The organism is Xenorhabdus sp. XBWT, assembly GCF_059072735.1.
This window is the reverse complement of sequence record NZ_CM180990.1, coordinates 297,168-321,503: the sequence shown is the minus strand read 5'-3', so window position 1 is coordinate 321,503 and position 24,336 is coordinate 297,168. Positions and strand designations below refer to the sequence as shown.

The window sequence follows — 24,336 nt, the reverse complement described above, 5'->3', positions numbered from 1 at the left end:
TTTTTGGGTACCTGATCGTAAACTACCCTCTATTCATGGATACTTACTGGCAGCCGGAGGGATAGGAGCCATGCTGTCGACATTGCCAGTTGCTTGGCTGGTAGGCTTTGTTTCCTGGCGAACGCTATTCTTTGCGATGGCGAGTGTTACTCTGATTGTTATGATTGCCATCGCAGTATGGGTTCCCAAAGATCCAATTGAACATAAAATGGTAAAGTGGCCAAGTCTCGCTTCATTGCTTGATGTCTACAGAGATCACACGTTTCGTAAGGTCATCAGCTTATTACTGCTTCCTCATACAGTTGCTTTTGGGCTACAGGGATTGTGGATGGGCAAATGGTTACAGGATGTCGGGCATTACAGTAATGCACTCACTTCGCTCTACCTGTTCGTTGGAATGGGAGCTGTCGTTGTCGGCTCACTTTCTGTGGGTGTTATCACTGAGTGGGCAGGTAAGTTCAATATTAAACCTATGGAAGTTGGTGGGATAGGTATTGCCCTGTTTTTGACAATACAGATTTTATGTATCTTCAACATCGTTCCTTTATTACCGCTGCTCTCTATTAGCTTCACTCTGATAGGCACCATTGCTGGTCTAGAATATACCATTGTGGCGCAGAATGTATCTCCAGCAATGACTGGTCGTGCCGCTACTTGGTAAGCGTCAACTAAACCCCACCTTGCTTTTTCCATGGCAGCAGTTTTTCCAGATCCGGGGCGGGCTGGCATAACTCATCCAAACAGGTCATGACATAATCGAAGGGGATCAGGCCATTGGCTTTGGCCGTTTCAATGACACTGTAGAGGATCGCACTCGCCTGCGCACCGCGCGGGGTATGGCTGAACAGCCACGCCTTTCGCCCGATGACAAACGGTTTGATCGCCCTTTCTGCCCGGTTATTGTCGATCGACAAACGACCATCCTCCCGATAGCGGATCAGTTTGGGCCATTGATTACTCAGGTAAGTCACGGCCTCACCCAGCTTGCTTTTGGGGATCACCTGAGATTGGGTTTTAACCAGCCAGGCCGATAACTTATCCCAGATAGGAAGCGCTTTTTCCTGGCGGATCCGGTATTTTTCGGCCGGGCTTAACCCCTTGATCTGATGCTCAACCCGGTACAGTGACTGGATCAGGCTCAGCGCGATATCGGCTTTGCCCGTTTTGTTTTTTCCCTGCGCCTGCTTCGCTTCCATAAATTTACGACGGGCATGGGCCATGCAACCGACCAGCCGGGCACCGGTCTGCTCATAGCCTTGATAGCCATCCACCTGCAGATAACCTTGAAAACCGGCGAGATAGTCAGCAGCGCAGGTGCCTGAACGGCTGGCCTGGTGGTCATACAGCACAATATTCGGTGTGAGCGCCGCCGGTTCGGGGGTATCAGTGCCCACACAATAGACCCACATGTAATGGGTCGTTTTTTCAGACGTCACCCCCTTCACCGGGGTTTCATCCGCATGGAGAACCGGTTGTTGCAACAGCGTTTCCCTGAACCTGGTCACCAAAGGCGCAAACAACTGCGCGGATTTTACTATCCAGTCACTCTGGGTCTGGCGGCTGAGGTCAATGCCATACTGTTTGAACACACTTTCCTGACGGTACAGCGGTAACCCATACTGATATTTACTGGTGATAAGCTGGCTGAGCAGGCTGCTGGTCGCCATGCCTTTCTTGATGGGCATCGCTGGCAGGGAGGCTTGTTTGACAGGCGTCTGAATGCCGGATTTTTCACATTCACGGCAGGCGTATTTGGGGCGGACATGCTCAACCACCCTGATTTGAGCGGGAATGAACAACAGTTTTTCACTGTGATCTGCCCCCATCTGATGCAACCTGCCGCCACAGCACGCACACTGTTTTTCTTCCTCGGCGATATCATGGAACACGGTTTCGCGCGGTAAATCTTTGGGCAGGGGGTTGCGTGTCGGCTTACGGCGGGGAGGTGTGAGGATTTCCTGTGCGGCGGCCGTTTCAGCCGGCAGCGCAATTTCTTCCGCTTCGTTAAACAACTCCCCCTGGCCGGGGAACGCTTCCGAGGAAGCCCCAAACCGTTTTTGTTGGGCTAAACGGAACTGCTCTTCCAAAAAGGCCAGCCGCTGCGACTGCTTAATCAGCAGCCGTTTCAGTTCAGCGGGGTCATTGGGCAGGGCATCAATATCAATTTTCATGGGGACATTTTATGCCATCCCCGGCGAAAAAGCGTAATTAATGCCCGTTGGTTTGATGATCATCAAGGGATCAGGCGACATGGCAATCCTGGACGGAGAAGGGCTGGTGCCCGATGACCTCATAACCCGATAACAACCCGTGCAGTTGCTGCTCTGTCAGGGTCAGGGAGGCACTGTTGACGGCGGTGGGCCATTTGAATTTCGCGTTCTCCAGCCGTTTGTACCAGAGCGCAAACCCGGTTTTATCCCAGTAGAGGATTTTGAGTTTATCCCGCTTCTTGTTGCAAAAGAGGAATAACGCGGTTTGCGTCGGCGACAGTTGCATTTCCAGCTCTACCCAGACCGCCAGCCCGTTGATGGATTTTCGGAAGTCGATAAATGAGCGGCACAAATACACCTCCGGCACATCCACAAACATTTTCATGCGGCGAGCCCCCGAATAATCGCAATGATAACATGCTTATCCGTGCCGGCAGGAAAACGCAGTGTGCCCTGTGGTGTCTCAAATAAGATGGGGAGTGGGCTGGATGAGGCGGATTTTTTCTGAGCGGTGCTGACGTTAATAAAAGCAGACGGTGAAGCCAGCCCAGACGGCTTTTCCGGTGGATGGGAGGTGCGTTGGCGGTGGTGATAGAACCGGGTGGTCGACACACCGATTTTTTGGCAAAACTGCGGGACAGTCAGTTCGGATTTTTTCTGCTGTTCAAACAGGTCCCGCCACTCGGCTTGAGTAAACCTGGATTGGCTCATGTGAGTTTTTTCCATCATCAGAATAGGTGAAACTATTTTAATCAATGGATTTATCCTGGCTAGGTGGGGTTCCCCGTACGCTTACTCTGGAAAAACTGCTGCCATGGAAAAAGCAAGGTGGGGTTTAGTTGACGCTTACTGAGCAAATCAGTGAAATTAAGCTGAGAATGCGGGAGTTGATTGGGGATTACAAAAGCCGCTAAGGGCAGGGATTGAGCAGCTCTTAACAGAACAAAGCCGGAAGATCTCGGGGATCTTTCCGGCTCTATTTATTGTCAATTAGATCTTATGTTATTTATAGAAAATAATTAAAAAGTTTCCTCTTCTAATTCATCAGTTCCCATTTTCATAAATAAAACTTCTAATGCTTCCCATGGGAAAGGATGTTCATAAACTACTATGCTTATTTTTAAACATTTACTATCCATTTCCTTCGCATCCCATAAAAACCAAGTTCTGTTCTCTGGCTCTAACCAATATAACCAATCATTAAGAGTCCAGTCTTCAGAATCATCAGCGTCAGAAAAAGAACTAACAAATTCTTTCGGTAAAATAGAGCTCCATTCATCAACACTAGGCCAAGTCGGAAAACTATTTTCATGAATCAATAACAATGTTTTTTTTACTTTATCTAAAATATCACTTGCACTGTTTTTGTGACAATTAGCAACATAATTAACGATAAATCCCTCATCTTCTTTAACCACAGAAAAGGACGATAAGACCCTATTTTTTTCATCCTCTAATTTAATTTTCATTGTTTCTAACATTGTCATAATATTTTTCCCGAACCTGGTATGATATTGCCATTTAATAACTCATTAATATGTTCTGTTCTTAATCCATATTGATTTGGCGCTTTTTTAACATCAACCTTAAGAGGCAACCTTTTATTTGCCTTACTTTTACCTACATCTCTTTCTCTAATGGCTGTTTCTTTTAGTTTATCTAGAAAAGATTGCTTAACTTCGAAGGTGTTAATTATTTTATCTCCTCCTTCAGTTCCACGGAAAGTCATCGCTCTACTTTCTTCTCCGAAATTCAAAAATAACATTCTCTCTTTATCAGGAATAGAGACATTCCCCTTCTCATCAATAAAAATTCTCTTGCTATTTGCATGGTCTGTTTCGACTCGAAAAACAGAAACCGTATCGCCGCACTTACCGCTATTTAATCCCAGCGGATCGATCCAGCCCGTGGGATTTTGCACATAAGCATAGGGATTCACTCCCCCCGCCAGCCCTATCGGATCCGGCGTCAGATACTGCCCCGCCACCGCCGAGTAATACCGGAACCGATTATAGACCAGCCCGCTTTCTTCATCCAGCCATTGCCCGGCGTATTGCAGCCCCGGATTCAGTTCCGCATTTTCACCCAGAACACCCAGACGTAGTCCGTACAGACTCTGCGGCGGCTGGCGCCAGACCCGGTGCCCGGCCGTATCAAACAACGCCAGCGGTTCGCCCGTCGGGGCACAGACCGCATACTGGGTCTGGATTTTACCGGCAATCAGCTCATGGCGGTTGTCCGGGTTCAGGGTAAAGAACTGCACCTGCTGCGCCAGCAACTGCCAGCCATCAAACACTAAATGCCGGATGCTGTACAGCCGGTTGTGCCGGTATTCGCGGATTTCCGCCGGCACATCGCCGTCCCACAGATAGGTGGTGCGGCTGCCCGCCCGCTCGCACACTTTTTCCGTGCGCCGCCCGAAAGCGTCATAGCGATAGTCCCACTGCTGGCCGCCCGGCGTCAGGACACCGGTCAGCTGATTCTGGCTGTTCCAGCGGGGAACATCATTTCCGATGCAGTCATACCGTCATGGCTGCGCCAGCCCATGCAGGGCAAGGCTTTCAGGGTGACGGATTACGCCCATTTAGCCCTGGTCATTTTTTTGACCCCGACGTGCACTTTGAGATTTTTCGGCAACGGGCGAACGTTGCCCGGCTTGCCGGGCGGCGGGCGGCCGTTCTGCGGGTGCGGGCGGCAGAGAGCCTGCAAGCGGCGCCTTGCGACGCTCTGAGGCACTGGTGTTTCAGATGTAACACCGTGTTTGCATGACAACGAGTTTTGTTCAAGGGAAGCCCCCTGCGGGGGCTGCACGGGGCGGAGATGGCGAGCACGGTAACGAGCAACGCGCAGTGCGAGCCGCGCGCAGCCAATGCAGCGGGGTCGGGGCGGGGGAGGTAAAACGGAGGCCGCAGGCCGACCTGCCTTCAGGGGGGGTGGCTGGACGCAGCAAGGCAGCTAAAGAAGAACACGGATTGCCAAGGACTGGCTGAGAAGCTGACAGCAGAAGGCGCAGCCTTGTGCGCCACACCCTGCGATGCTGACCAGCGGGGGCGCAAGACATAATGTTAATTAGGCGATGTGAGCCGCTGCACGATGTTTAGGTGGATTGCGTGGCCGGACGGCGAATTTCGCCTAATTCCCCTACATTATGTTGAATAGGCTTTGGCCGGCCGCTGTAGACTTAACGGGGGCGTTGTAGATTAGGCCGGTCATTGCCTATTTACCCCCGCCAACGCCGATGCCAACGGGCAGTCCGGTCACGGTCTGCCCCTGCACCGAACCCTACCCATCTCAACGGGGAGGCTCGGGGTGTCCGGTGCGTCAGGGTTTCGGTTCGGCGTCCGGCTTTGCCGGATGGTCACGCTCTGCCGGATGCGTTTTCTGATGCACTTTTTTTAAGTGTCCGATGGCGACATGCGTATAAATTTGCGTGGAGTCCAGGCTCGCGTGCCCTAATATCGCCTGAATGTGCCGGGTATCCGCCCCGTTTTCTAACATCTGCGTCGCCATTGAATGCCGGAACAGGTGACAGGCGCCGGGCTTTTCGATCCCGGCACGGTGCAAGGCATCGCGAACCAGCAGGGTCATGCTGGAACCGCTCATCACTTTACCCCGGCGTGACAAAAACAGGTGACCCGGATCTTTGCCCCACACCAGACGCGGACGCACGTCATTCAGGTAGCGTTGCAACCAATCCATCGCCGATTGGCCTAATGGCACCATCCGATCTTTACGGCCTTTTCCCTGTCGGATAAATATCACGCCGTGACTAAAATCCACATCGCCGACCTGTAACCGCTGCGCTTCTGAACGCCGGATGCCGCTGCTCCACAACGTTTCCATCATCGCCCGGTCACGCACGCCCATCGGAGATTCATCAAGGGTCAGACTCAAAATGCGCTGGATTTCTTGTTCGCTCAGAATGTGCCCCGGCAAACGCTTTTCTGTCCGGGGCCGTTCCAGACTGAGGGCAGGGTTATACAGCAGGTATTGCCGTTTGACCAGCCAGTCGAACAGATGGCGGACATGGCTCAGTTTTTTCACGATAGTGCAGGCCAGAATAGGGTAACCCTGACGATTTTTTTTCGCTGACAGTGAACGTTGCCAGCTTTCCAGATGGGCGAAACTCACCTGCTGCGCGCTGCTTAACCCGCGCCCGTCACACCAACGGGCGAACTCCATCAGGGCACTGCGGTAATTTGACTGGGTATCCCGCGCATAACGCAGGGTGTCAAGGTGTTCGAGGAAGTGTTGGATCTGTTGTCTGAGTGCCAATGATGCCATGATAAATGCCTCGCTGTGGGGGAAAGAATACGGTTATGATCTTTGCGCTTTAATCTGCCGGAACAGTGTTTTTTTACTTAACCCGACCGGTTTGCTGCTAAGCCTTGCTGTTCCTGCCTTGGCGGGGATTTTACGTTTCCGACCGCCTGCCGACTGCACGCCGACTGAGGAGCGACCACTGATCCTTTTACCCCGACCGGAACAAGTCATACTGTCCTTCACGGCACGATAAGGCCGTTCAGGTGCGCCACGTCACTGCCGTCGCCGTCAAACAGCAGTTCATAGGCGAACGTCAGCCCGCGCCGGTGCAGCAGCAGGTATTCCATTTCAACCAGTCGTGAGAGATGGATTTTGAGCTGGGTATCGCCCCATTGAACGGCATCGCGCAACTGCTTGCGGGTAAATATCTGCTCGTGACGGGGCTGACCATTTTCTCGTATCCAGGCTTGTATCAGCAGCAGTAACTTGCGGGTCTGCGGCGGCATCTCGTCCAGCGTTCGGCCTAATATCTCGTGCGCGAGCTGGTTCGCCAGTTTAATATCGTCTTTGGTCACTTCGATGTAGGCCAGTTTCCGGCCGCGATGTTCGGCCGTCTTGATGTCCCGCTGGTACTGGTGCAACAGGGCGATGCTCTGGATGAGCGTCAGGTATTTCATGTGGTCGCGGCGGGTACGGGTTTTGTCTGACAGGAACGTCAACTGGCTGGCGTAGGGATTGACGACATTCAGGGGTTTAAGCAGCCGCTGGGCGTTCTGGTGTAATGCCGTGAGATAGTCCCGCTCGTTCTCCGCCAGTAAGCCCTCAAGGGTTTGTTTGTGGCGCTGCAAGGCATGGATCGCTTCGGTCTGTTCGCGGGTTTCATTGATAGTCAGCACCAGACAGCGATTCAATAACTCTTCATCGACATCGATCGCCGTGGTCGTCAGCATCAGCATCACCGGGCCTTTCACCGTGTAGCTTTTGGTGACGAGGTTCCCGGTCGCTTCATCCTTGCCCGTGCTCGCCATCGTCAGCTCGCCGTCACTCTGCAACAGCTTGAGCGCATAGGCCGCCTGCCGCACCCCTTCTTCTTCGGCGATAGCCAGTATCTTGTGCTGGAGATTGGTTTCACCGAGGTAGAACAGGCTCTGCCCGGTCATGGCGCTGTACTGGATGCGTTCTTCTTCCGGTATCAGGTTGAGCACCGCGTCCATCAATGATGATTTTCCGGCGGCGCTGCTGCTTTGTATCAGGACGGCTAAGGGTTTGGGCAGTTTGCGGCTCACGGCGGCCAGATAGCCCGCCAACAGGTTGGTCGATTCACCGACAACCCCGCAGGCGCTCAGGTCAGCGGTGATACGGCTGATAAGTTCGGGGTCTTTCAGCAAGGCTTCGGCGGCATGTTGTTCATCAGCACTCAGGGAGTTAGCGGCCTGCGCCGTGTCCGCATCTGCCCATGCACGTTGTTCCAGCACCAGTAACACCCGCCCCAGCTCACGCTTAATCAGCGTTTCCGGTAAGGCCAGCTCCTGAGAAGCCTGACGCACGAAGGCCGACCGGGCACGGGCGCTCAGGATATCGAGGCTGTCCACGAACAGCGCGCTGCTGTGGTTGTCGATTAACTGCACATTCACTTTCATCACCGTGGCGCCGGCTTTCTGCTGCGCACCGCGTATCCGCCATTCCTGCCCGTCCTGCCGGACAAGGATATCCCCGTTGTCGGCAAGTGTCGTGACCACACCCGGCTCCGGCACTAAAGCCGCCGACACGGGTGCCACGATGCCCGGATTTGTGTCTGTCAGTGGCCAGTGCGCTGGCTCACCCAGCCATTGTGCCGAGTCCAGTAACTGACCGAAGGCATTTTCCGGGTTGGCGACTTCGCAGCTAAAACGATTGGCATCGCGGCCTTCGGGGAATACGACCCGCCAGACATCCAGCCCGGCCAGTTGCAGCTCGGCCGCCAGTCGCCCCGCCGCTTCATTGCCGGCTTTGTCATTGTCATAGGCGATATGCACCTGCTGTATCCCGTGTTGCCGGAAGGCGGTTCGATGGGCATCGGTAAACCCGTGAACCCCATACGAACAGGTCACATGCCGATAGCCCGCACACCAGAACGACATCGCATCAATGAGCGATTCACACAGGATCACCGAGGCCGAACCGACCAACCCGGCTTCATTCCAGACCCCGCCATGCGCACCCGGCAGGTACAGATGTAGCGGTGTACCCGGTCGTACACGATCGCAGATTTTGCGGCCGTAGAGTTCCCGTACCTGCCCCTCCGGCGTTATCACCGGCACAACCAGCGAGCCGCGCAGGTGCTCACGCCCGTTCTCCCGCAATACCCCGACCGACCGCAGGCGGGCGCGGATTTCAGCTCCGGCTTTCAACTGTTTGGCGGGCAACCGATAGCCCAGCGTGCGGTTAGCAAAGCCCAGCTTAAAATGGGCGACCAGTTCAGGATGGTTGAGCTTGCGTGCGCTCAGGAATGCCTGCATCTCCGGCGCGTTGAGCAGGGTATGGTGATAAAACTCAACCACCCGGTGCAGCAATGCCTGCCGCCCGGCTTCATTCTCGGCCAGCAACGGCGATTCGGGCGACTCAACCAGCGGCTGAACAGCCGGATTTTCGCCCAGCGTGCCCCGCAACCACTCAACCGCATGACGCAGGCTCAAGCCTTCGGTTTGCATCACCCAGTCCAGCACCGACCCGCCCGCGTTACAGCCAAAGCAGTGATAGAGGTTCTTCGACGGCGTGATCACCATCGAGGGCGTTTTCTCCTGATGGAACGGGCACCGCACGGTCATGTCCTTGCCGCGCGGGGTTAACTTCCTCCCCTGCTGCTCGATAACCGCCACTAAGGAGACGGCGGCTTTCAGGTGCTGTAATTCTGCGTCGGGAATGCGAGCCATAAAGTGACCTTCCTAAAATTGCGTCAATATTCCATTTCTCTTTTATTTAGTATCCGATAAGATACCAATATAAAGCAAGCACTTTTTGGGGGATAGAATGACGGCAAATTTCTCTGACTGGTTTAATTCAATGAGTATTGCTAACAGACTCATCACCCTGCGCAAGCAAAAAGGCTTGTCACAACAGGCACTGGCGGATGCTATCGGCATTCACGTGACACAGATAAAACGCTATGAAGGCGGGATTTCGTTACCGTCGCTGGAAGCGATTAAGAAGATCGCGCAGACATTGCGCGTGACGACGGATTCATTGATATTTGAAGACAATGAGCTACAACCTGATAGCGATTTAGCTCTACAGTTTCAGGCTATCAGCAACATGCAGCCGGAACAGCGGCAGGTCATTAAGGAAGTGCTGGAAGGCATGATCATTAAGTACGAAGCTGAACGCTGGTCTTCCAAGATGAAGTAAAAACGATTAACGCAACGTATTCGGGCTGGCACCCGAACACGCTGCTCACCATAAGCAACTAAGAAGGAGTTGAACATGGCTAAGGCGCATTCTAAGCAAAACCGCGCGGTAAATAAAGCCACCAAAACAGAACGTTATTACACCGTGGGATACGTCCCGCAAAACGAAAAGGCCACAGCCCCGCCCGCGATCCACCTTAAGGGGCAATGGCTTAAAGCGGCGGGGTTTGAGATTGGCGGCTCGGTCACGGTGAAAATTATGGAGGGCTGTTTAGTGCTGATCCCTGACAGTGACGAGACGAACAGCCTCAAACAGCAATACCAGCGCCAGCGCGAGCAAATCAGTGAAATTAAGCTCAGGATGCGGGAACTGATTGGTGACTACAAAACCGTTTAAGGGAAGGTGGCTAACATGAGAACTGGGATTGAGCAACTGGAGGAAGTGCACCTGAGCCACGAGGAAGCGATGGCACTGGCGCAACTGGTTAAGCGGCTGAGCTGGGCGGAGATACGCGCCAGTGCGGTAAATGACAATGAAGCCTGGCTGATTAAGGATGCGATCGGGCGGTTACAGTCGGCGCTGGCCTGGCACGGGTACTCGCCACGGTAAATAAAAAAGCCGGAAGATCACGGGGATCTTCCGGCTGATTTCAAGGATTACTAATCACCGCTTATTCTAATAAAACTGATTTCTTTTCCGTTTATTTTTTCAATGATCTTATGCAGCTCATCTTTTCCTTCAATGATTCTGTCTTTCATTTCAGACAATTCGTGAATAAAAGAACTGGCATCCTTGTTCTTCAATAAACAATCAGTTTTATAGTAATCCTTAATCTTTCTTAAATTCTTTGCACTACTCCATCTGGTTGAAGAGGAGAATATATTTGAATGTAGGGTTTCGCTCATAACAACATGAATAATTTCATTATTTTTTGTCGTAAAATGTATATCTAGTCCCATAATATCCTCAAAAAATCACATCGGTTGGCTTAAGATCTTTAAACACACTTTGCGGGAATGCCGTAACTAGATCACCATTTGATTCAGTCACAACCCTTACTTTATTCAACATTTCCCCCTCTGGGGTTATACCTACATCCCTTTTCAAAGTTTTTTCATAGATAAAACGATCACCATCGCGAATAACTCTATCTGGCTTACGGAATACATTCCTTATGGTTGATTTGACATCAGCATTATTGAGAGTCCACTTACTCTTGTGTGACCAGCCAGGAACGTTACCAACATGCCTATCCTTAACATGCTGAACACCATCTTTAGTTAGGTTGATTTTTTTAGGCGGGGTTGGACAAGGTGCTAACCCGAATGGGTCTACCCATCCCGTTGGATTTTCCACATAAGCATAGGGATTCTCACCACCATGTAGCCCGATCGGATCCGGTGTCAGATACTGCCCCGCCACCGCCGAATAATACCTAAACCGGTTGTAGACCAGCCCGCTCTCGTCATCCAGCCATTGGCCTGCGAATTGGTTCCCCGGGTTCAGTTCCGCGTTTTCCCCCAACACCCCCAGACGCAGCCCGTACAGGCTCTGCGGCGGCTGGCGCCAGACCCGGTGACCCGCCGTATCAAACAACGCCAGCGGTTCGCCCGTCGGGGCACAGACCGCATACTGGGTCTGAATTTCCCCGGCAATCAGTTCATGGCGGTTGTCCGGGTTCAGGGTAAAGAACTGCACCTGCTGCGTCAGCAGCTGCCAGCCATCAAAGACGAGGTGGCGGATACTGTAGTTGAATATGGCTAAGGCGCATTCTAAGCAAAACCGTGCTCAAAATAAAGCCGCGAAAACAGAACGTTATTACACCGTGGGATACGTCCCGCAAAATGACAAAGCCACAGCCCCGCCCGCGATACATCTGAAAGGGCAATGGCTTAAAGCGGCGGGCTTTGAGATTGGCGGCGCGGTCACGGTGAAAATTATGGAGGGCTGTCTGGTATTGATCCCCGACAGTGACGAGACGAACAACCTCAAACAGCAATACTAGCGCCAGCGCGAACAAATCAGTGAGATTAAGCTCAGGATGCGGGAACTGATTGGGGATTATAAAGTGGGGTAAAGTGTTTCATTTTAAAAAGAACAAGCCAGATTTGTCTGGCTTGTTAATTATTAATAACTTTTATAAATCTTCTATAGCTTCTCTGATTTCTTCTAAAAGAAACTCAGCATAACTATCTGCAATTATATTTTTGACACCATCTCTTTTGAAAGATAGTTCAGTTTCGACGACTACAGCCTCTCCTGTCTTTCCTATGGTATTAGTATCAATAGAATAAGAAGGTCCATATCCTGATGATTTTATTTTAATCATCCCTTTATCTATGTCACCTGCATCTCTAGCCTGCTTTGTTACATACAGAACACATGGGGCTTGATCTCCATTTATGCCTTTTTTAGTTACCCCATAATAATTATCCCCACCAAAAGCAAGCGTTCCATATTTTTGTAAGAAAGCTTTATATGATTCAGGAAAAGCAACACCCAGTAATGATTCAAACTCGCTAATAGTACCTATATCAGCTCCGCCACTAGAAAGAATTTCTTCCCCGCTTGCTATCATTTCCTTTTCAATTAGATCTATATAATTCATATCGTTATTCCTATTAAGGAGTTAAAAAGTCCAATGCTCTTTCTCTCCAATATTTTTTCTTCCAGCGGTTAAATGGGCGCCGGTTCATTGATGGTGGTGCACTATTATATCTACGCCTTACACCATCAGGACCAACCCAGGTTTTATCCCACTGATTAGAGAACATATGTAACTTACGATCATGTTTACTATGAGTGCTACTTAAAATTTCAGCCATTGGACCTGGCTCATCTTGAGTAACATGATGAAGGTTTATTTCTAATCCGTCCTTACCAATAGGAGCATTCCCTTTCTTCATTCGTTGAATATTTGTTTTTCCATATTCATCAATATGATGGGGGTCAAATAAATCGTTATTTTGATAAACTTTTCTACCTGCAACATTTTTAGCTGACCAGCATTTGGCTAACCCTAGCGGATCGATCCAATTCGTGGGATTAGATACATAGGCATACGGGTTTGCTCCCCCTTCCAGCCCAATCGGGTCGGGCGTCAGATAACAGCCCGCTACCGCCGAATAATACCGGAACCGGTTGTAGACCAGCCCGCTCTCGTCATCCAAAAATTGGCCAGCAAACTTTAAGCCCGGGTTCAGTTCGGCATTTTCCCCCAATACCCCCAGACGCAGCCCGTACAGGCTCTGCGGCGGCTGGCGCCAGACCCGATGCCCGGCGGTATCGAACAGTGCCAGCGGCTCCCCCGTCGGGGCACACACCGCATACTGGGTCTGGATATCGCCCGCCACCAGTTCCTGGCGGTTGTCCGGGTTCAGGGTAAAAAACTGCACCTGCTGCGCCAGCAACTGCCAGCCGTCGAATACAAGATGGCGGATACTGTACAGCCGGTTGTGCCGGTATTCGCGGATTTCTGCCGGCACATCCCCGTCCCACAGGTAGGTGGTGCGGCTGCCCGCCCGCTCGCACACTTTTTCCGTGCGCCGCCCGAAGGCGTCATAGCGATAGTCCCACTGCTGGCCGCCCGGGGTCAGGACACCGGTCAGCTGATTCTGGCTGTTCCAGCGGGGAACATCATTTCCGATGCAGTCATACCGTCATGGCTGCGCCAGCCCATGCAGGGCAAGGCTTTCAGGGTGACGGATTACGCCCATTTAGCCCTGGTCATTTTTTTGACCCCGACGTGCACTTTGAGATTTTTCGGCAACGGGCGAACGTTGCCCGGCTTGCCGGGCGGCGGGCGGCCGTTCTGCGGGTGCGGGCGGCAGAGAGCCTGCAAGCGGCGCCTTGCGACGCTCTGAGGCACTGGTGTTTCAGATGTAACACCGTGTTTGCATGACAACGAGTTTTGTTCAAGGGAAGCCCCCTGCGGGGGCTGCACGGGGCGGAGATGGCGAGCACGGTAACGAGCAACGCGCAGTGCGAGCCGCGCGCAGCCAATGCAGCGGGGTCGGGGCGGGGGAGGTAAAACGGAGGCCGCAGGCCGACCTGCCTTCAGGGGGGGTGGCTGGACGCAGCAAGGCAGCTAAAGAAGAACACGGATTGCCAAGGACTGGCTGAGAAGCTGACAGCAGAAGGCGCAGCCTTGTGCGCCACACCCTGCGATGCTGACCAGCGGGGGCGCAAGACATAATGTTAATTAGGCGATGTGAGCCGCTGCACGATGTTTAGGTGGATTGCGTGGCCGGACGGCGAATTTCGCCTAATTCCCCTACATTATGTTGAATAGGCTTTGGCCGGCCGCTGTAGACTTAACGGGGGCGTTGTAGATTAGGCCGGTCATTGCCTATTTACCCCCGCCAACGCCGATGCCAACGGGCAGTCCGGTCACGGTCTGCCCCTGCACCGAACCCTACCCATCTCAACGGGGAGGCTCGGGGTGTCCGGTGCGTCAGGGTTTCGGTTCGGCGTCCGGCTTTGCCGGATGGTCACGCTCTGCCGGATGCGTTTTCTGATGCACTTTTTTTAAGTGTCCGATGGCGACATGCGTATAAATTTGCGTGGAGTCCAGGCTCGCGTGCCCTAATATCGCCTGAATGTGCCGGGTATCCGCCCCGTTTTCTAACATCTGCGTCGCCATTGAATGCCGGAACAGGTGACAGGCGCCGGGCTTTTCGATCCCGGCACGGTGCAAGGCATCGCGAACCAGCAGGGTCATGCTGGAACCGCTCATCACTTTACCCCGGCGTGACAAAAACAGGTGACCCGGATCTTTGCCCCACACCAGACGCGGACGCACGTCATTCAGGTAGCGTTGCAACCAATCCATCGCCGATTGGCCTAATGGCACCATCCGATCTTTACGGCCTTTTCCCTGTCGGATAAATATCACGCCGTGACTAAAATCCACATCGCCGACCTGTAACCGCTGCGCTTCTGAACGCCGGATGCCGCTGCTCCACAACGTTTCCATCATCGCCCGGTCACGCACGCCCATCGGAGATTCATCAAGGGTCAGACTCAAAATGCGCTGGATTTCTTGTTCGCTCAGAATGTGCCCCGGCAAACGCTTTTCTGTCCGGGGCCGTTCCAGACTGAGGGCAGGGTTATACAGCAGGTATTGCCGTTTGACCAGCCAGTCGAACAGATGGCGGACATGGCTCAGTTTTTTCACGATAGTGCAGGCCAGAATAGGGTAACCCTGACGATTTTTTTTCGCTGACAGTGAACGTTGCCAGCTTTCCAGATGGGCGAAACTCACCTGCTGCGCGCTGCTTAACCCGCGCCCGTCACACCAACGGGCGAACTCCATCAGGGCACTGCGGTAATTTGACTGGGTATCCCGCGCATAACGCAGGGTGTCAAGGTGTTCGAGGAAGTGTTGGATCTGTTGTCTGAGTGCCAATGATGCCATGATAAATGCCTCGCTGTGGGGGAAAGAATACGGTTATGATCTTTGCGCTTTAATCTGCCGGAACAGTGTTTTTTTACTTAACCCGACCGGTTTGCTGCTAAGCCTTGCTGTTCCTGCCTTGGCGGGGATTTTACGTTTCCGACCGCCTGCCGACTGCACGCCGACTGAGGAGCGACCACTGATCCTTTTACCCCGACCGGAACAAGTCATACTGTCCTTCACGGCACGATAAGGCCGTTCAGGTGCGCCACGTCACTGCCGTCGCCGTCAAACAGCAGTTCATAGGCGAACGTCAGCCCGCGCCGGTGCAGCAGCAGGTATTCCATTTCAACCAGTCGTGAGAGATGGATTTTGAGCTGGGTATCGCCCCATTGAACGGCATCGCGCAACTGCTTGCGGGTAAATATCTGCTCGTGACGGGGCTGACCATTTTCTCGTATCCAGGCTTGTATCAGCAGCAGTAACTTGCGGGTCTGCGGCGGCATCTCGTCCAGCGTTCGGCCTAATATCTCGTGCGCGAGCTGGTTCGCCAGTTTAATATCGTCTTTGGTCACTTCGATGTAGGCCAGTTTCCGGCCGCGATGTTCGGCCGTCTTGATGTCCCGCTGGTACTGGTGCAACAGGGCGATGCTCTGGATGAGCGTCAGGTATTTCATGTGGTCGCGGCGGGTACGGGTTTTGTCTGACAGGAACGTCAACTGGCTGGCGTAGGGATTGACGACATTCAGGGGTTTAAGCAGCCGCTGGGCGTTCTGGTGTAATGCCGTGAGATAGTCCCGCTCGTTCTCCGCCAGTAAGCCCTCAAGGGTTTGTTTGTGGCGCTGCAAGGCATGGATCGCTTCGGTCTGTTCGCGGGTTTCATTGATAGTCAGCACCAGACAGCGATTCAATAACTCTTCATCGACATCGATCGCCGTGGTCGTCAGCATCAGCATCACCGGGCCTTTCACCGTGTAGCTTTTGGTGACGAGGTTCCCGGTCGCTTCATCCTTGCCCGTGCTCGCCATCGTCAGCTCGCCGTCACTCTGCAACAGCTTGAGCGCATAGGCCGCCTGCCGCACCCCTTCTTCTTCGGCGATAGCCAGTATCTTGTGCTGGAGATTGGTTTCACCGAGGTAGAACAGGCTCTGCCCGGTCATGGCGCTGTACTGGATGCGTTCTTCTTCCGGTATCAGGTTGAGCACCGCGTCCATCAATGATGATTTTCCGGCGGCGCTGCTGCTTTGTATCAGGACGGCTAAGGGTTTGGGCAGTTTGCGGCTCACGGCGGCCAGATAGCCCGCCAACAGGTTGGTCGATTCACCGACAACCCCGCAGGCGCTCAGGTCAGCGGTGATACGGCTGATAAGTTCGGGGTCTTTCAGCAAGGCTTCGGCGGCATGTTGTTCATCAGCACTCAGGGAGTTAGCGGCCTGCGCCGTGTCCGCATCTGCCCATGCACGTTGTTCCAGCACCAGTAACACCCGCCCCAGCTCACGCTTAATCAGCGTTTCCGGTAAGGCCAGCTCCTGAGAAGCCTGACGCACGAAGGCCGACCGGGCACGGGCGCTCAGGATATCGAGGCTGTCCACGAACAGCGCGCTGCTGTGGTTGTCGATTAACTGCACATTCACTTTCATCACCGTGGCGCCGGCTTTCTGCTGCGCACCGCGTATCCGCCATTCCTGCCCGTCCTGCCGGACAAGGATATCCCCGTTGTCGGCAAGTGTCGTGACCACACCCGGCTCCGGCACTAAAGCCGCCGACACGGGTGCCACGATGCCCGGATTTGTGTCTGTCAGTGGCCAGTGCGCTGGCTCACCCAGCCATTGTGCCGAGTCCAGTAACTGACCGAAGGCATTTTCCGGGTTGGCGACTTCGCAGCTAAAACGATTGGCATCGCGGCCTTCGGGGAATACGACCCGCCAGACATCCAGCCCGGCCAGTTGCAGCTCGGCCGCCAGTCGCCCCGCCGCTTCATTGCCGGCTTTGTCATTGTCATAGGCGATATGCACCTGCTGTATCCCGTGTTGCCGGAAGGCGGTTCGATGGGCATCGGTAAACCCGTGAACCCCATACGAACAGGTCACATGCCGATAGCCCGCACACCAGAACGACATCGCATCAATGAGCGATTCACACAGGATCACCGAGGCCGAACCGACCAACCCGGCTTCATTCCAGACCCCGCCATGCGCGCCCGGCAGATACAGATGCAGCGGTGTACCTGCCCGCAGGCGGTCAGTGATTTTGCGGCCGTACATTTCTTGTACCTGCCCGTGTAAATCCAGCACCGGCACCACAAGCGAGCCGCTGAAGTGTTCATGGCCGCTCTCACGCAACAACCCGACCGCCTGAAGCCGGACGCGGATCTCGGCCCCGGCTTTCAGTTTTTTCTCCGGTAGCCGGTAACCGAGGGTGCGGTTGGCAAAGCCGAGTTTAAAATGGCTGACCAGTTCGGGATGATCGAGACGACGTTTTTTCAGGTATTGATGCACTTCCGGCGCATTGAGCAAGGTCTGGTGATAGAACTCAACCACCCGTAACAGCAGGGTTTGTTGCCCGACCGCCTCCCGGATGAGTGCCGATGAATCAAGCAACGGCTCCACGGCCGGATTGTGGCCGAGCATCGCCCGCAACCGTTCGCAAGCATGACGCAGGCTCAACCCTTCGGTTTTCATCACCCAGTCCAGCACCGACCCGCCGGCATCGCAGCCAAAGCAGTGATAGAGGTTTTTTGACGGCGTGATCACCATCGAGGGCGTTTTCTCCTGATGGAACGGGCACAGCACAGTCATATCTTTGCCACGTGGGGTTAACTTCCGCCCCTGCTGCTCAATAACCGCCACTAAGGAGACGGCGGATTTTAAGTGTTGCAACTCGGCTTCCGGGATGCGAGCCATATCATGATCTCCATAAAACACGTCAAGATTCCATTGCTCTTTTATTTAGTATCCGATAGGATACCAATACAAAGCAAGCACTTTTTAGGGGATAGAATGATGGCAAATTTCTCAGACTGGTTTAATTCAATGAGTATTGCTAACAGGCTCATCACCCTGCGCAAGAAAAAAGGCTTGTCACAACAGGCATTTGCGGATGCTATTGGGATTCATGTCACGCAGGTAAAACGCTATGAAGGCGGGGTGTCGTTACCGTCGCTGGAAGCGATTAAGAAGATAGCGCAGACATTGCGGGTCACAACGGATTCATTGATATTTGAAGATAAAGAGCTACAGCCTGATAGCGACTTGGCTTTACAGTTTCAGGCTATCAGCAACATGCAACCGGAACAGCGGCAGGTAATAAAGGAAGTGCTGGAAGGCATGATCATTAAGTACGAAGCTGAACGCTGGTCTTCTAAGATGATGAAGTAACTATATTAACGCAACGTATTCGGGCTGGCACCCGAACACGCTGCTCACCACAAGCAACTACTGAGGAGTTGAATGATGGCTAAGGCGCATTCTAAGCAAAACCGTGCGGTAAATAAAGCCGCAAAAACAGAACGTTATTACACCGTGGGATACGTGCCGCAAAACAACAAGGATAACGCCCCGCCCGCGATACATCTTAAAGGGCAATGGCTTAAAGCTGCGGGGTTTGAGATTGGCGGCTCGGTCACAGTGAAGATCATGGATGGCTGTTTAGTACTGATACCCGATAGTGACGAGACGAACAACTTCAAACAGCAATACCAGCGCCAGCGCGAGCAAATCAGTGAAATTAAGCTGCGGATGCAGGAACTGATAGGGGATTATAAGGCGGGATAATGGTAAACAGCCGGAAGATCACAAGGATCTTTCCGGCTTTATTACCTTAATTAATAAATGTCTCTATCTTCGGCTTTTTCTATAAATAAATCTTGCAGGCTTCCTTGTATTTCTTCATCTTCATACAATAATGCAAAATCACCATCGATATTTGGCGGAAAATGAGAACCATCAATAGTTCCAAAAATAGTTGATGCGGTATCAGACATGATTACCTTAAAGAAATTAAAAATAGCTGTTTGATCTTCATTATCTAATTTTGATAGCGCTCTCTTAGCTCTTGAATAGACGCCATCTTGATTATCGCTTGACTCCTTTGTTAAATTATCTTTGTAATTCAAAAAATTATCATCAAACAGTTCACTAAAAATAGATCCTACTACTTTCTCATCATTTTTCATTTTATTACCTTATCAACACACTTGAATCTGACCTCTGGATACATCTTCTTATTCATATTAATAAGATCTTTAAGTATCTTATTAGGTATTTCAGGATAAACCCGCCTTAATTCTCTTATATCACGAGCAATCAAATCTCTAGCATTAGTGAATTTTTCTCCCGTTGCTGGGTGTTTCGTACTTCTTGATACAACACCTAAATCACCTCTGGATTTTGTGTGACCGGCTTTTGGCACTAGAATAGCTGGTCCAGTATTTGGATCATACTTGTTCACAAGATCTTTCATTATTGCTTTTTGGCCAGCATGGTGAGCATCAAGGCCTAAGTTTTTACCTTTGACTAATCCCCTCAAAGTTCCATATTCATCAACGGCCCAATCTTTTATTCCAGAGCTTCCAGAACAAGGAGTCAATCCCAGCGGGTCGATCCAACCTGTCGGATTTGACACGTAAGAATAAGGATTTTTCCCTCCAACCAATCCGATCGGATCTGGCGTCAGGTACACACCCGCAACCGGCGAGTAATACCTAAGCCGATTGTAGACCAGCCCGCTCTCGTCATCCAAAAATTGGCCGGCGAACTGTAAGCCCGGGTTCAGTTCCGCATTTTCTCCCAACACCCCCAGACGCAGCCCGTACAGGCTCTGCGGCGGCCGGCGCCAGACCCGGTGCCCGGCGGCATCAAACAGCGCCAGTGGCTCACCGGTCGGGGCACACACCGCATACTGGGTCTGGATATCGCCCGCCATCAGTTCATGGCGGTTCTCCGGGTTCAGGGTAAAGAACTGCACCTGCTGCGCCAGCAGCTGCCAGCCATCAAACACTAAATGCCGGATGCTGTACAGCCGGTTGTGCCGGTATTCGCGGATTTCCGCCGGCACATCGCCGTCCCACAGATAGGTGGTGCGGCTGCCCGCCCGCTCGCACACTTTTTCCGTGCGCCGCCCGAAAGCGTCATAGCGATAGTCCCACTGCTGGCCGCCCGGCGTCAGGACACCGGTCAGCTGATTCTGGCTGTTCCAGCGGAACTTCGTGAGCTGCGGGCGGTGACCGTCTTCCCACACCTGCATGGCGGTCATCCGCCCCGCCTCGTCATACTCAAACAGATGCTGACCCGCCTGCCGCAGCCGGTGGCCTTTCTGGTAGAGCCGTTCGTTGTCAATATCGTGGCGACCGTCGAAACGGCGGGCGGGGTAACCGCAGGCATCATACTGATAATGCTCCCGCAGCCGTTCGCCGTCGCTGACCGACGTGACCTGACCGTTACCGTTGACCACATAACGCAGCCACTGCCGTTCATCGTTGGCGGCCACCAGATTCAGGGCCGCATCGTAGCGATATTCCCGGTCCAGCCCGGACAATGTCGGTTGGGGAATATCCGCCACTTCATGGGCGGCAAAAAACTCGGTATTACGCCCGGCACGTTGCGCCGTCAGTTGTCCCATCAGGGAATGTGCCTGACGCAGGATAAAGCCCTTGTCTGACTGGCGGTGCCATTCGTGCCCGTCGTCATCCCGCTCAAGCGTGAGCTGATGCTCATCACTGATGCTGAGCCGTTTGAGTTCACCCACGTTGTTGGCTTGGGTACCCGCCTGCCAGCTTCGGCCATCTGGAGTGTGGAGGATTCTTTCTGCCGTCACATTATCCGGATAATCGCGCGTAATTTCGCCGTAAGGCTGAATTTCTTTAACCAGGCGGTCTTTGTCATCATATTCAAACGTCAGCGGCACACTGTCTGGTGCCGCAACGTCCAGAAGACGGCCGAGGATATCGTAACGGTAGGTGGTCGTACCTTCCGGAGCGTGCATCGCCGTCATCCGCTGGGCGGCATCGTATTCATAACAGGTAATGTTGTTCAGCGCATCACGTTTTTCAACGCAGTTACCGTTGCCATCATAGGCATAATGCCACTGTGTACCCGCATAGTCGGTTTCCGTTACCACTCGCCCGTCTGCATCCAGTGTATAACGATAACTTTCTCCCTGCGGGTTAATCACTGCCAACAGTTGCAGGCGGTCGTGGTCATAGCGGTACTGCCAACGGTGGCCTTCACCATCCACACGCGCCACCGGCAGGTCAAACGGCCCGTATTCGATATGCCATTTCACCCCGCGGGCATCAGTCCACTCCGTCAGGTTGCCGTGGCGGTCATGACGAAGACGTTCCACGCTGTTGTTAGGGCGGTCACTTAAGGACACCCGGTGATGGCGGTCATAATCCCACAACCACAAGGCTCCGGCCCCCGAAGCAAGCCGCTGCAAGCGGTCATGACTGTCGTAACCCAGCCGCAGGCTGCGATTTTCTTCATCAAATAGTTTCGTCAGCCGCTGGTGGCGGTCATATTCCCACGTCCGTTTGTTTCCCTCATTGTCTTCGGCGGCGATAACCAGCCCGAATTCATTACGGGTCAGGGTGGTCTTGCTGCCATCGGGGGCAATAAAACATGCCGCGTTGCCCTTGTCATCATACTGCTGCCACCAGACACGGCCGAGCGGATCCGTCATGCTAATCAGCCGGTCTGCCTCATCATAATGATACTGCCATATGGCCCCGCCAGCATCGGTAAAAGCCGTCACCAGCCCCGTATCAGCCAGATAATCCAGCGTCAGGATTTGCCCCTCCGGTAAAATCTGACGCCGCAGGTTACCCCACTCATCGTACTCATAACGGGTGACATGACCACACGGTGTTTCCATCTGCGTGACCTGCTGTGCCTCGTTATAATGCCACGTCGTGGTATGGCCCTGCGGGGTTGTTGAGCGGGTGATGCCCGGTTCATAAGTCAGGTGAACAGGATAAAACTCTCCACTCCCCACACTATCAATACAACGTCCCTGTGCATCGTAGCGATAATCTACCGCCGTCTGGTCACCATCGGACCAGCGGCTAATCAGGCCCTGTTCATTATAGTCATAAAACAAGTGAAACTGCTGGAGGCTGTCTGCATCTGCTAACCAACCATTATCGTGATAACCATACTGCGCCATTACCTCATTTAATCCATTGTCACTGCGTCGGATTTCTGTCAGTAAGCCATCTTCACGGTATCCCAGCACTAATTCAGGGCCATCACTATGGGTCACCTTAATAAGCTGATGCTGCTCATCATAATGAAAGTGCAAAGTATTACCGTTACGATCACGGTGTTCCGCCAGCAGCCAGCGTTTCTCACCGGACAGGCTTGAAGCGCCCAGAAGGGTAAAATATTTACGCACCGGATGATTCCGTTCTGTCAGTACAAGCCCCTGTTTTGCTCTGCTCAGAGTAAAATCCGGATGTTCTGGGTTAATGCTGTGATCAACACTTTCCGGCAAAGCAAAGTGCAACGATGCGCCTTCTGTGGTGAGGATCTCTATGCGATCTCCGGTTACTATTGCACATTCCGAGAAATTATCGCTCCAATTTTCACCCAGCAATCCCCGCTGTCCCGGTGACCAGCTGCGTATAAATTGCAGGGGGACCGTTTGCCCCAATTCAATATCGACCCGCTGATCAAACAGCGCACCGGTTGTCACATCAATCGGGTCACCCGTAAAGAATTTTTTTGTACCCGCCCAGTAACGCTTTAATCCCTTGGTTTCTTTGAAAGCGATCTTGGCACACTTCAGCGTCTTACCAAGCGCTCTTTCCCCAACTTTTATTGCTCCCTTCAGCGCCCCCCTCACTACAGCCTGCCGGCCTGTTTTGGTCAGCAGTTTTCCAAGGCCCTTTGCCAGCCCTCGCGAAGGTGGAACCACAAATTCGACGGCAATCAACAAGGCCCGCTGCCAGCCAGAGAATTCTTCTTCAACTTGAAGGTAAGTGCCCTGACCAGAACCAATAAACACCTTACTTGCCCCACCCTTGATGGTGGCACCGCAAACCAGTTTGTCGTCTACCCGCGCCGCAGGCTGGTCGTTGATAAAGACCGATTCACTTCCCTGCGCTATCAACGGGGGCGGGTGTTTGCTGCATGCTGCCAGGTCAACGGTAGCCCGGGCCGCGGCCTTTCCTTCAATCTGCACATTGGGTGAACCCGAGCTTATCGCCCCATCAGGTGGGCCAAAGCTGTTCACCATATTGGTCACCGCCGAGCTGACATCACTGATCAGCCCTCCTAATGCCAGCGTGCCCGCAGTACCAAGTGCCAGTACTGCCGCTGTAGCCAATCCACCCGTGCCGACAATCAATGCAGACGCAGCGGCAAAAACAGCCGCGCCAATCAATGCTCCCGCAATGACACCCGCCAATGCCCCCAAAAAGCTCGAATGCTGGATTGGGTCCCCTTCACGAGCCGCTGCCGGACCTCTTGGTTGTGAAGGTGGCATCAATGTCGTGCCCGCATGGGTTGCTCCCACCCGGGCAATCCGCGTCACAATTTCATCACTGAGTCCCATATTGTTCTCCCATCACACCGCCTGAAAACTGGTGACGACCGCCAGTAATGCGTCACGCTGCCCCGTTTCAAACGGCTGGGGAGAAGTCAGATTAAAAGCCAGTAACTGGCTGCCCCGAATTTGCAACACTACGGTCTGGTGCATTTCGCCTTCCGGACTTTTCCAGTGGTAATCCAACCGCCAGGCAGCTTCACCGCTGAGCGTCATTTCAAGACGCTGATGCTCCTGATAACCCGGTAAGTGGGTACGAAACTGTTCTAAAGTCTGTTCGTAATACACTGCGGTATCAGTGCCCATAGGCACAGGAGTACGGTTAATCACCAGATTGACCCCGCTGTCATCCGGCAGCACAAAAACATGCATAGATTCATCACGCCAGTTGGCTGGAATATTCAGAGTCCCTTCATTCATCTGATAAGATTGCGCGCTCATTATTTTTCCTTTTCGTTCTGCTTAACGTATTCAATTCATTTGATTGTTCAGTCCGGACATCACTCATAAGGTTTACCTGACTGAACTCATTCTGTTATCGGC

At 52.9% G+C, this 24,336-nt stretch carries 25 protein-coding genes and 2 pseudogenes; 9 read left to right on the top strand and 18 right to left on the bottom strand.

Annotated elements, in window-relative coordinates:
- Positions 1 to 4: 4 nt before the first annotated feature.
- Positions 5 to 661, top strand: a pseudogene (locus tag AC5JQI_RS01370) (MFS transporter); the annotation flags it as partial.
- A 7-nt stretch (positions 662 to 668) separates the two neighbouring features.
- On the opposite strand, the gene tnpC reads toward AC5JQI_RS01370, so the two are convergent.
- From tnpC to AC5JQI_RS01345, 5 genes and pseudogenes are all read right to left on the bottom strand, one after another.
- Entirely contained in the window at positions 669 to 2,171 is a 1,503-nt protein-coding gene (gene tnpC / locus AC5JQI_RS01365; protein ID WP_493913462.1) for an IS66 family transposase, read from the bottom strand.
- 70 nt (positions 2,172 to 2,241) lie between these two features.
- Positions 2,242 to 2,595, bottom strand: a complete 354-nt coding sequence (gene tnpB, locus AC5JQI_RS01360) for an IS66 family insertion sequence element accessory protein TnpB (protein WP_275358884.1) — start codon at positions 2,593 to 2,595, stop codon at positions 2,242 to 2,244.
- Positions 2,592 to 2,921 carry an IS66 family insertion sequence element accessory protein TnpA gene (gene tnpA / locus AC5JQI_RS01355; RefSeq protein ID WP_493912782.1) on the bottom strand — a complete coding sequence of 110 codons (330 nt, stop codon included), beginning with the start codon at positions 2,919 to 2,921 and terminating at the stop codon, positions 2,592 to 2,594. Before tnpA ends, tnpB begins: the two co-directional genes overlap by 4 nt.
- A 308-nt stretch (positions 2,922 to 3,229) precedes the next feature.
- Positions 3,230 to 3,697, bottom strand: coding sequence for a hypothetical protein (locus tag AC5JQI_RS01350; RefSeq protein WP_274728842.1), 468 nt, complete (start codon positions 3,695 to 3,697; stop codon positions 3,230 to 3,232).
- 395 nt (positions 3,698 to 4,092) lie between these two features.
- A pseudogene (locus tag AC5JQI_RS01345) lies at positions 4,093 to 4,707 on the bottom strand (RHS repeat-associated core domain-containing protein); the annotation flags it as partial.
- A 268-nt stretch (positions 4,708 to 4,975) separates the two neighbouring features.
- On the opposite strand from AC5JQI_RS01345, the gene AC5JQI_RS01340 reads away from it, so the two are divergent.
- Positions 4,976 to 5,200, top strand: a complete 225-nt coding sequence (locus AC5JQI_RS01340; protein ID WP_275391092.1) for a hypothetical protein — start codon at positions 4,976 to 4,978, stop codon at positions 5,198 to 5,200.
- Positions 5,201 to 5,531: 331 nt separating this feature from the next.
- Here AC5JQI_RS01340 and xerC (AC5JQI_RS01335) read toward each other — a convergent pair whose 3' ends face one another.
- From xerC (AC5JQI_RS01335) to AC5JQI_RS01325, 3 genes are read right to left on the bottom strand one after another with little or no spacing between them, the layout of a single operon-like run.
- Positions 5,532 to 6,494 (bottom strand): site-specific tyrosine recombinase XerC, encoded by a 963-nt coding sequence (xerC, locus tag AC5JQI_RS01335; protein WP_275391091.1) that lies wholly within the window; start codon positions 6,492 to 6,494, stop codon positions 5,532 to 5,534.
- Positions 6,495 to 6,527: 33 nt separating this feature from the next.
- The gene (locus AC5JQI_RS01330; protein ID WP_275391090.1) at positions 6,528 to 6,704 is read right to left on the bottom strand and encodes a hypothetical protein; all 177 of its coding nucleotides are present in this window, start codon (positions 6,702 to 6,704) and stop codon (positions 6,528 to 6,530) included.
- Positions 6,705 to 6,712: 8 nt separating this feature from the next.
- Positions 6,713 to 9,385 (bottom strand): CHC2 zinc finger domain-containing protein, encoded by a 2,673-nt coding sequence (locus AC5JQI_RS01325; RefSeq protein ID WP_493913461.1) that lies wholly within the window; start codon positions 9,383 to 9,385, stop codon positions 6,713 to 6,715.
- A gap of 130 nt (positions 9,386 to 9,515) precedes the next feature.
- Between AC5JQI_RS01325 and AC5JQI_RS01320 the strand changes: the two genes are divergently transcribed.
- The 3 genes from AC5JQI_RS01320 (at position 9,516) to AC5JQI_RS01310 (ending at position 10,466) form a co-directional block, all read left to right on the top strand.
- Positions 9,516 to 9,857 (top strand): helix-turn-helix domain-containing protein, encoded by a 342-nt coding sequence (locus AC5JQI_RS01320; RefSeq protein WP_045973410.1) that lies wholly within the window; start codon positions 9,516 to 9,518, stop codon positions 9,855 to 9,857.
- Positions 9,858 to 9,932: 75 nt separating this feature from the next.
- Positions 9,933 to 10,253, top strand: a complete 321-nt coding sequence (locus AC5JQI_RS01315) for a SymE family type I addiction module toxin (protein WP_493913460.1) — start codon at positions 9,933 to 9,935, stop codon at positions 10,251 to 10,253.
- A gap of 15 nt (positions 10,254 to 10,268) precedes the next feature.
- Positions 10,269 to 10,466, top strand: coding sequence for a DUF7706 family protein (locus AC5JQI_RS01310; RefSeq protein WP_041982253.1), 198 nt, complete (start codon positions 10,269 to 10,271; stop codon positions 10,464 to 10,466).
- A 50-nt stretch (positions 10,467 to 10,516) separates the two neighbouring features.
- Here AC5JQI_RS01310 and AC5JQI_RS01305 read toward each other — a convergent pair whose 3' ends face one another.
- Together AC5JQI_RS01305 and AC5JQI_RS01300 are read right to left on the bottom strand one after the other, a co-directional pair.
- The gene (locus AC5JQI_RS01305; RefSeq protein ID WP_041982252.1) at positions 10,517 to 10,816 is read right to left on the bottom strand and encodes a hypothetical protein; all 300 of its coding nucleotides are present in this window, start codon (positions 10,814 to 10,816) and stop codon (positions 10,517 to 10,519) included.
- Positions 10,817 to 10,823: 7 nt separating this feature from the next.
- On the bottom strand, positions 10,824 to 11,555 hold the full coding sequence (locus AC5JQI_RS01300; protein WP_493913459.1) for an RHS repeat-associated core domain-containing protein: 732 nt from the start codon (positions 11,553 to 11,555) through the stop codon (positions 10,824 to 10,826).
- Positions 11,556 to 11,613: 58 nt separating this feature from the next.
- On the opposite strand from AC5JQI_RS01300, the gene AC5JQI_RS01295 reads away from it, so the two are divergent.
- Positions 11,614 to 11,862 carry a SymE family type I addiction module toxin gene (locus tag AC5JQI_RS01295; protein ID WP_493913458.1) on the top strand — a complete coding sequence of 83 codons (249 nt, stop codon included), beginning with the start codon at positions 11,614 to 11,616 and terminating at the stop codon, positions 11,860 to 11,862.
- A 132-nt stretch (positions 11,863 to 11,994) separates the two neighbouring features.
- On the opposite strand, the gene AC5JQI_RS01290 is transcribed toward AC5JQI_RS01295, so the two are convergent.
- Entirely contained in the window at positions 11,995 to 12,465 is a 471-nt protein-coding gene (locus AC5JQI_RS01290; protein ID WP_275368666.1) for an SMI1/KNR4 family protein, read from the bottom strand.
- Positions 12,466 to 12,478: 13 nt separating this feature from the next.
- On the bottom strand, positions 12,479 to 13,390 hold the full coding sequence (locus tag AC5JQI_RS01285; protein WP_493913457.1) for an RHS repeat-associated core domain-containing protein: 912 nt from the start codon (positions 13,388 to 13,390) through the stop codon (positions 12,479 to 12,481).
- A gap of 364 nt (positions 13,391 to 13,754) precedes the next feature.
- Between AC5JQI_RS01285 and AC5JQI_RS01280 the strand changes: the two genes are divergently transcribed.
- Positions 13,755 to 13,979 (top strand): hypothetical protein, encoded by a 225-nt coding sequence (locus AC5JQI_RS01280; protein ID WP_275391092.1) that lies wholly within the window; start codon positions 13,755 to 13,757, stop codon positions 13,977 to 13,979.
- A gap of 331 nt (positions 13,980 to 14,310) precedes the next feature.
- Here the strand turns inward: AC5JQI_RS01280 and xerC (AC5JQI_RS01275) are convergent, their stop codons facing one another.
- Genes xerC (AC5JQI_RS01275) through AC5JQI_RS01265 form a run of 3 tightly spaced genes read right to left on the bottom strand, consistent with a single transcriptional unit; the run spans position 14,311 to position 18,155 of the window.
- Positions 14,311 to 15,273, bottom strand: a complete 963-nt coding sequence (xerC, locus tag AC5JQI_RS01275; protein WP_275391091.1) for a site-specific tyrosine recombinase XerC — start codon at positions 15,271 to 15,273, stop codon at positions 14,311 to 14,313.
- Between the two features lie 33 nt (positions 15,274 to 15,306).
- Positions 15,307 to 15,483 (bottom strand): hypothetical protein, encoded by a 177-nt coding sequence (locus AC5JQI_RS01270; RefSeq protein ID WP_275391090.1) that lies wholly within the window; start codon positions 15,481 to 15,483, stop codon positions 15,307 to 15,309.
- A gap of 8 nt (positions 15,484 to 15,491) precedes the next feature.
- Positions 15,492 to 18,155 carry a CHC2 zinc finger domain-containing protein gene (locus tag AC5JQI_RS01265; protein ID WP_275391089.1) on the bottom strand — a complete coding sequence of 888 codons (2,664 nt, stop codon included), beginning with the start codon at positions 18,153 to 18,155 and terminating at the stop codon, positions 15,492 to 15,494.
- Between the two features lie 129 nt (positions 18,156 to 18,284).
- On the opposite strand from AC5JQI_RS01265, the gene AC5JQI_RS01260 reads away from it, so the two are divergent.
- On the top strand, positions 18,285 to 18,629 hold the full coding sequence (locus AC5JQI_RS01260) for a helix-turn-helix domain-containing protein (protein ID WP_338149561.1): 345 nt from the start codon (positions 18,285 to 18,287) through the stop codon (positions 18,627 to 18,629).
- Between the two features lie 75 nt (positions 18,630 to 18,704).
- A complete protein-coding gene (locus tag AC5JQI_RS01255; RefSeq protein ID WP_275391087.1) occupies positions 18,705 to 19,025 on the top strand; it encodes a SymE family type I addiction module toxin in 321 nt (106 codons plus the stop codon).
- A gap of 50 nt (positions 19,026 to 19,075) precedes the next feature.
- Here the strand turns inward: AC5JQI_RS01255 and AC5JQI_RS01250 are convergent, their stop codons facing one another.
- From AC5JQI_RS01250 to AC5JQI_RS01240, 3 genes are read right to left on the bottom strand one after another with little or no spacing between them, the layout of a single operon-like run.
- A complete protein-coding gene (locus tag AC5JQI_RS01250; RefSeq protein ID WP_275391085.1) occupies positions 19,076 to 19,426 on the bottom strand; it encodes a hypothetical protein in 351 nt (116 codons plus the stop codon).
- On the bottom strand, positions 19,423 to 23,802 hold the full coding sequence (locus tag AC5JQI_RS01245; RefSeq protein WP_493913456.1) for an RHS repeat-associated core domain-containing protein: 4,380 nt from the start codon (positions 23,800 to 23,802) through the stop codon (positions 19,423 to 19,425). The genes AC5JQI_RS01250 and AC5JQI_RS01245 overlap by 4 nt, the downstream gene beginning before the upstream one ends.
- 12 nt (positions 23,803 to 23,814) lie before the next feature.
- Positions 23,815 to 24,234 (bottom strand): DUF1795 domain-containing protein, encoded by a 420-nt coding sequence (locus AC5JQI_RS01240; RefSeq protein WP_493913455.1) that lies wholly within the window; start codon positions 24,232 to 24,234, stop codon positions 23,815 to 23,817.
- Positions 24,235 to 24,336: the final 102 nt, after the last annotated feature.

Excerpts from the sequence above, each read along its gene's own strand:
- AC5JQI_RS01280 (WP_275391092.1), top strand. The coding sequence starts at position 13,755 with ATGACAACGAGTTTTGTTCAAGGGAAGCCCCCTGCGGGGGCTGCACGG.
- AC5JQI_RS01290 (WP_275368666.1), bottom strand. The coding sequence starts at position 12,465 with ATGAATTATATAGATCTAATTGAAAAGGAAATGATAGCAAGCGGGGAA.
- AC5JQI_RS01305 (WP_041982252.1), bottom strand. The coding sequence starts at position 10,816 with ATGGGACTAGATATACATTTTACGACAAAAAATAATGAAATTATTCAT.
- tnpC (WP_493913462.1), bottom strand. The coding sequence starts at position 2,171 with ATGAAAATTGATATTGATGCCCTGCCCAATGACCCCGCTGAACTGAAA.
- AC5JQI_RS01315 (WP_493913460.1), top strand. The coding sequence starts at position 9,933 with ATGGCTAAGGCGCATTCTAAGCAAAACCGCGCGGTAAATAAAGCCACC.
- AC5JQI_RS01350 (WP_274728842.1), bottom strand. The coding sequence starts at position 3,697 with ATGACAATGTTAGAAACAATGAAAATTAAATTAGAGGATGAAAAAAAT.
- xerC (WP_275391091.1), bottom strand. The coding sequence starts at position 6,494 with ATGGCATCATTGGCACTCAGACAACAGATCCAACACTTCCTCGAACAC.
- AC5JQI_RS01255 (WP_275391087.1), top strand. The coding sequence starts at position 18,705 with ATGGCTAAGGCGCATTCTAAGCAAAACCGTGCGGTAAATAAAGCCGCA.
- AC5JQI_RS01240 (WP_493913455.1), bottom strand. The coding sequence starts at position 24,234 with ATGAGCGCGCAATCTTATCAGATGAATGAAGGGACTCTGAATATTCCA.
- AC5JQI_RS01325 (WP_493913461.1), bottom strand. The coding sequence starts at position 9,385 with ATGGCTCGCATTCCCGACGCAGAATTACAGCACCTGAAAGCCGCCGTC.
- xerC (WP_275391091.1), bottom strand. The coding sequence starts at position 15,273 with ATGGCATCATTGGCACTCAGACAACAGATCCAACACTTCCTCGAACAC.
- tnpA (WP_493912782.1), bottom strand. The coding sequence starts at position 2,921 with ATGAGCCAATCCAGGTTTACTCAAGCCGAGTGGCGGGACCTGTTTGAA.
- AC5JQI_RS01340 (WP_275391092.1), top strand. The coding sequence starts at position 4,976 with ATGACAACGAGTTTTGTTCAAGGGAAGCCCCCTGCGGGGGCTGCACGG.
- AC5JQI_RS01330 (WP_275391090.1), bottom strand. The coding sequence starts at position 6,704 with ATGACTTGTTCCGGTCGGGGTAAAAGGATCAGTGGTCGCTCCTCAGTC.
- AC5JQI_RS01260 (WP_338149561.1), top strand. The coding sequence starts at position 18,285 with ATGAGTATTGCTAACAGGCTCATCACCCTGCGCAAGAAAAAAGGCTTG.
- AC5JQI_RS01265 (WP_275391089.1), bottom strand. The coding sequence starts at position 18,155 with ATGGCTCGCATCCCGGAAGCCGAGTTGCAACACTTAAAATCCGCCGTC.
- tnpB (WP_275358884.1), bottom strand. The coding sequence starts at position 2,595 with ATGAAAATGTTTGTGGATGTGCCGGAGGTGTATTTGTGCCGCTCATTT.
- AC5JQI_RS01250 (WP_275391085.1), bottom strand. The coding sequence starts at position 19,426 with ATGAAAAATGATGAGAAAGTAGTAGGATCTATTTTTAGTGAACTGTTT.
- AC5JQI_RS01295 (WP_493913458.1), top strand. The coding sequence starts at position 11,614 with ATGGCTAAGGCGCATTCTAAGCAAAACCGTGCTCAAAATAAAGCCGCG.
- AC5JQI_RS01270 (WP_275391090.1), bottom strand. The coding sequence starts at position 15,483 with ATGACTTGTTCCGGTCGGGGTAAAAGGATCAGTGGTCGCTCCTCAGTC.
- AC5JQI_RS01310 (WP_041982253.1), top strand. The coding sequence starts at position 10,269 with ATGAGAACTGGGATTGAGCAACTGGAGGAAGTGCACCTGAGCCACGAG.
- AC5JQI_RS01245 (WP_493913456.1), bottom strand. The coding sequence starts at position 23,802 with ATGGGACTCAGTGATGAAATTGTGACGCGGATTGCCCGGGTGGGAGCA.
- AC5JQI_RS01320 (WP_045973410.1), top strand. The coding sequence starts at position 9,516 with ATGAGTATTGCTAACAGACTCATCACCCTGCGCAAGCAAAAAGGCTTG.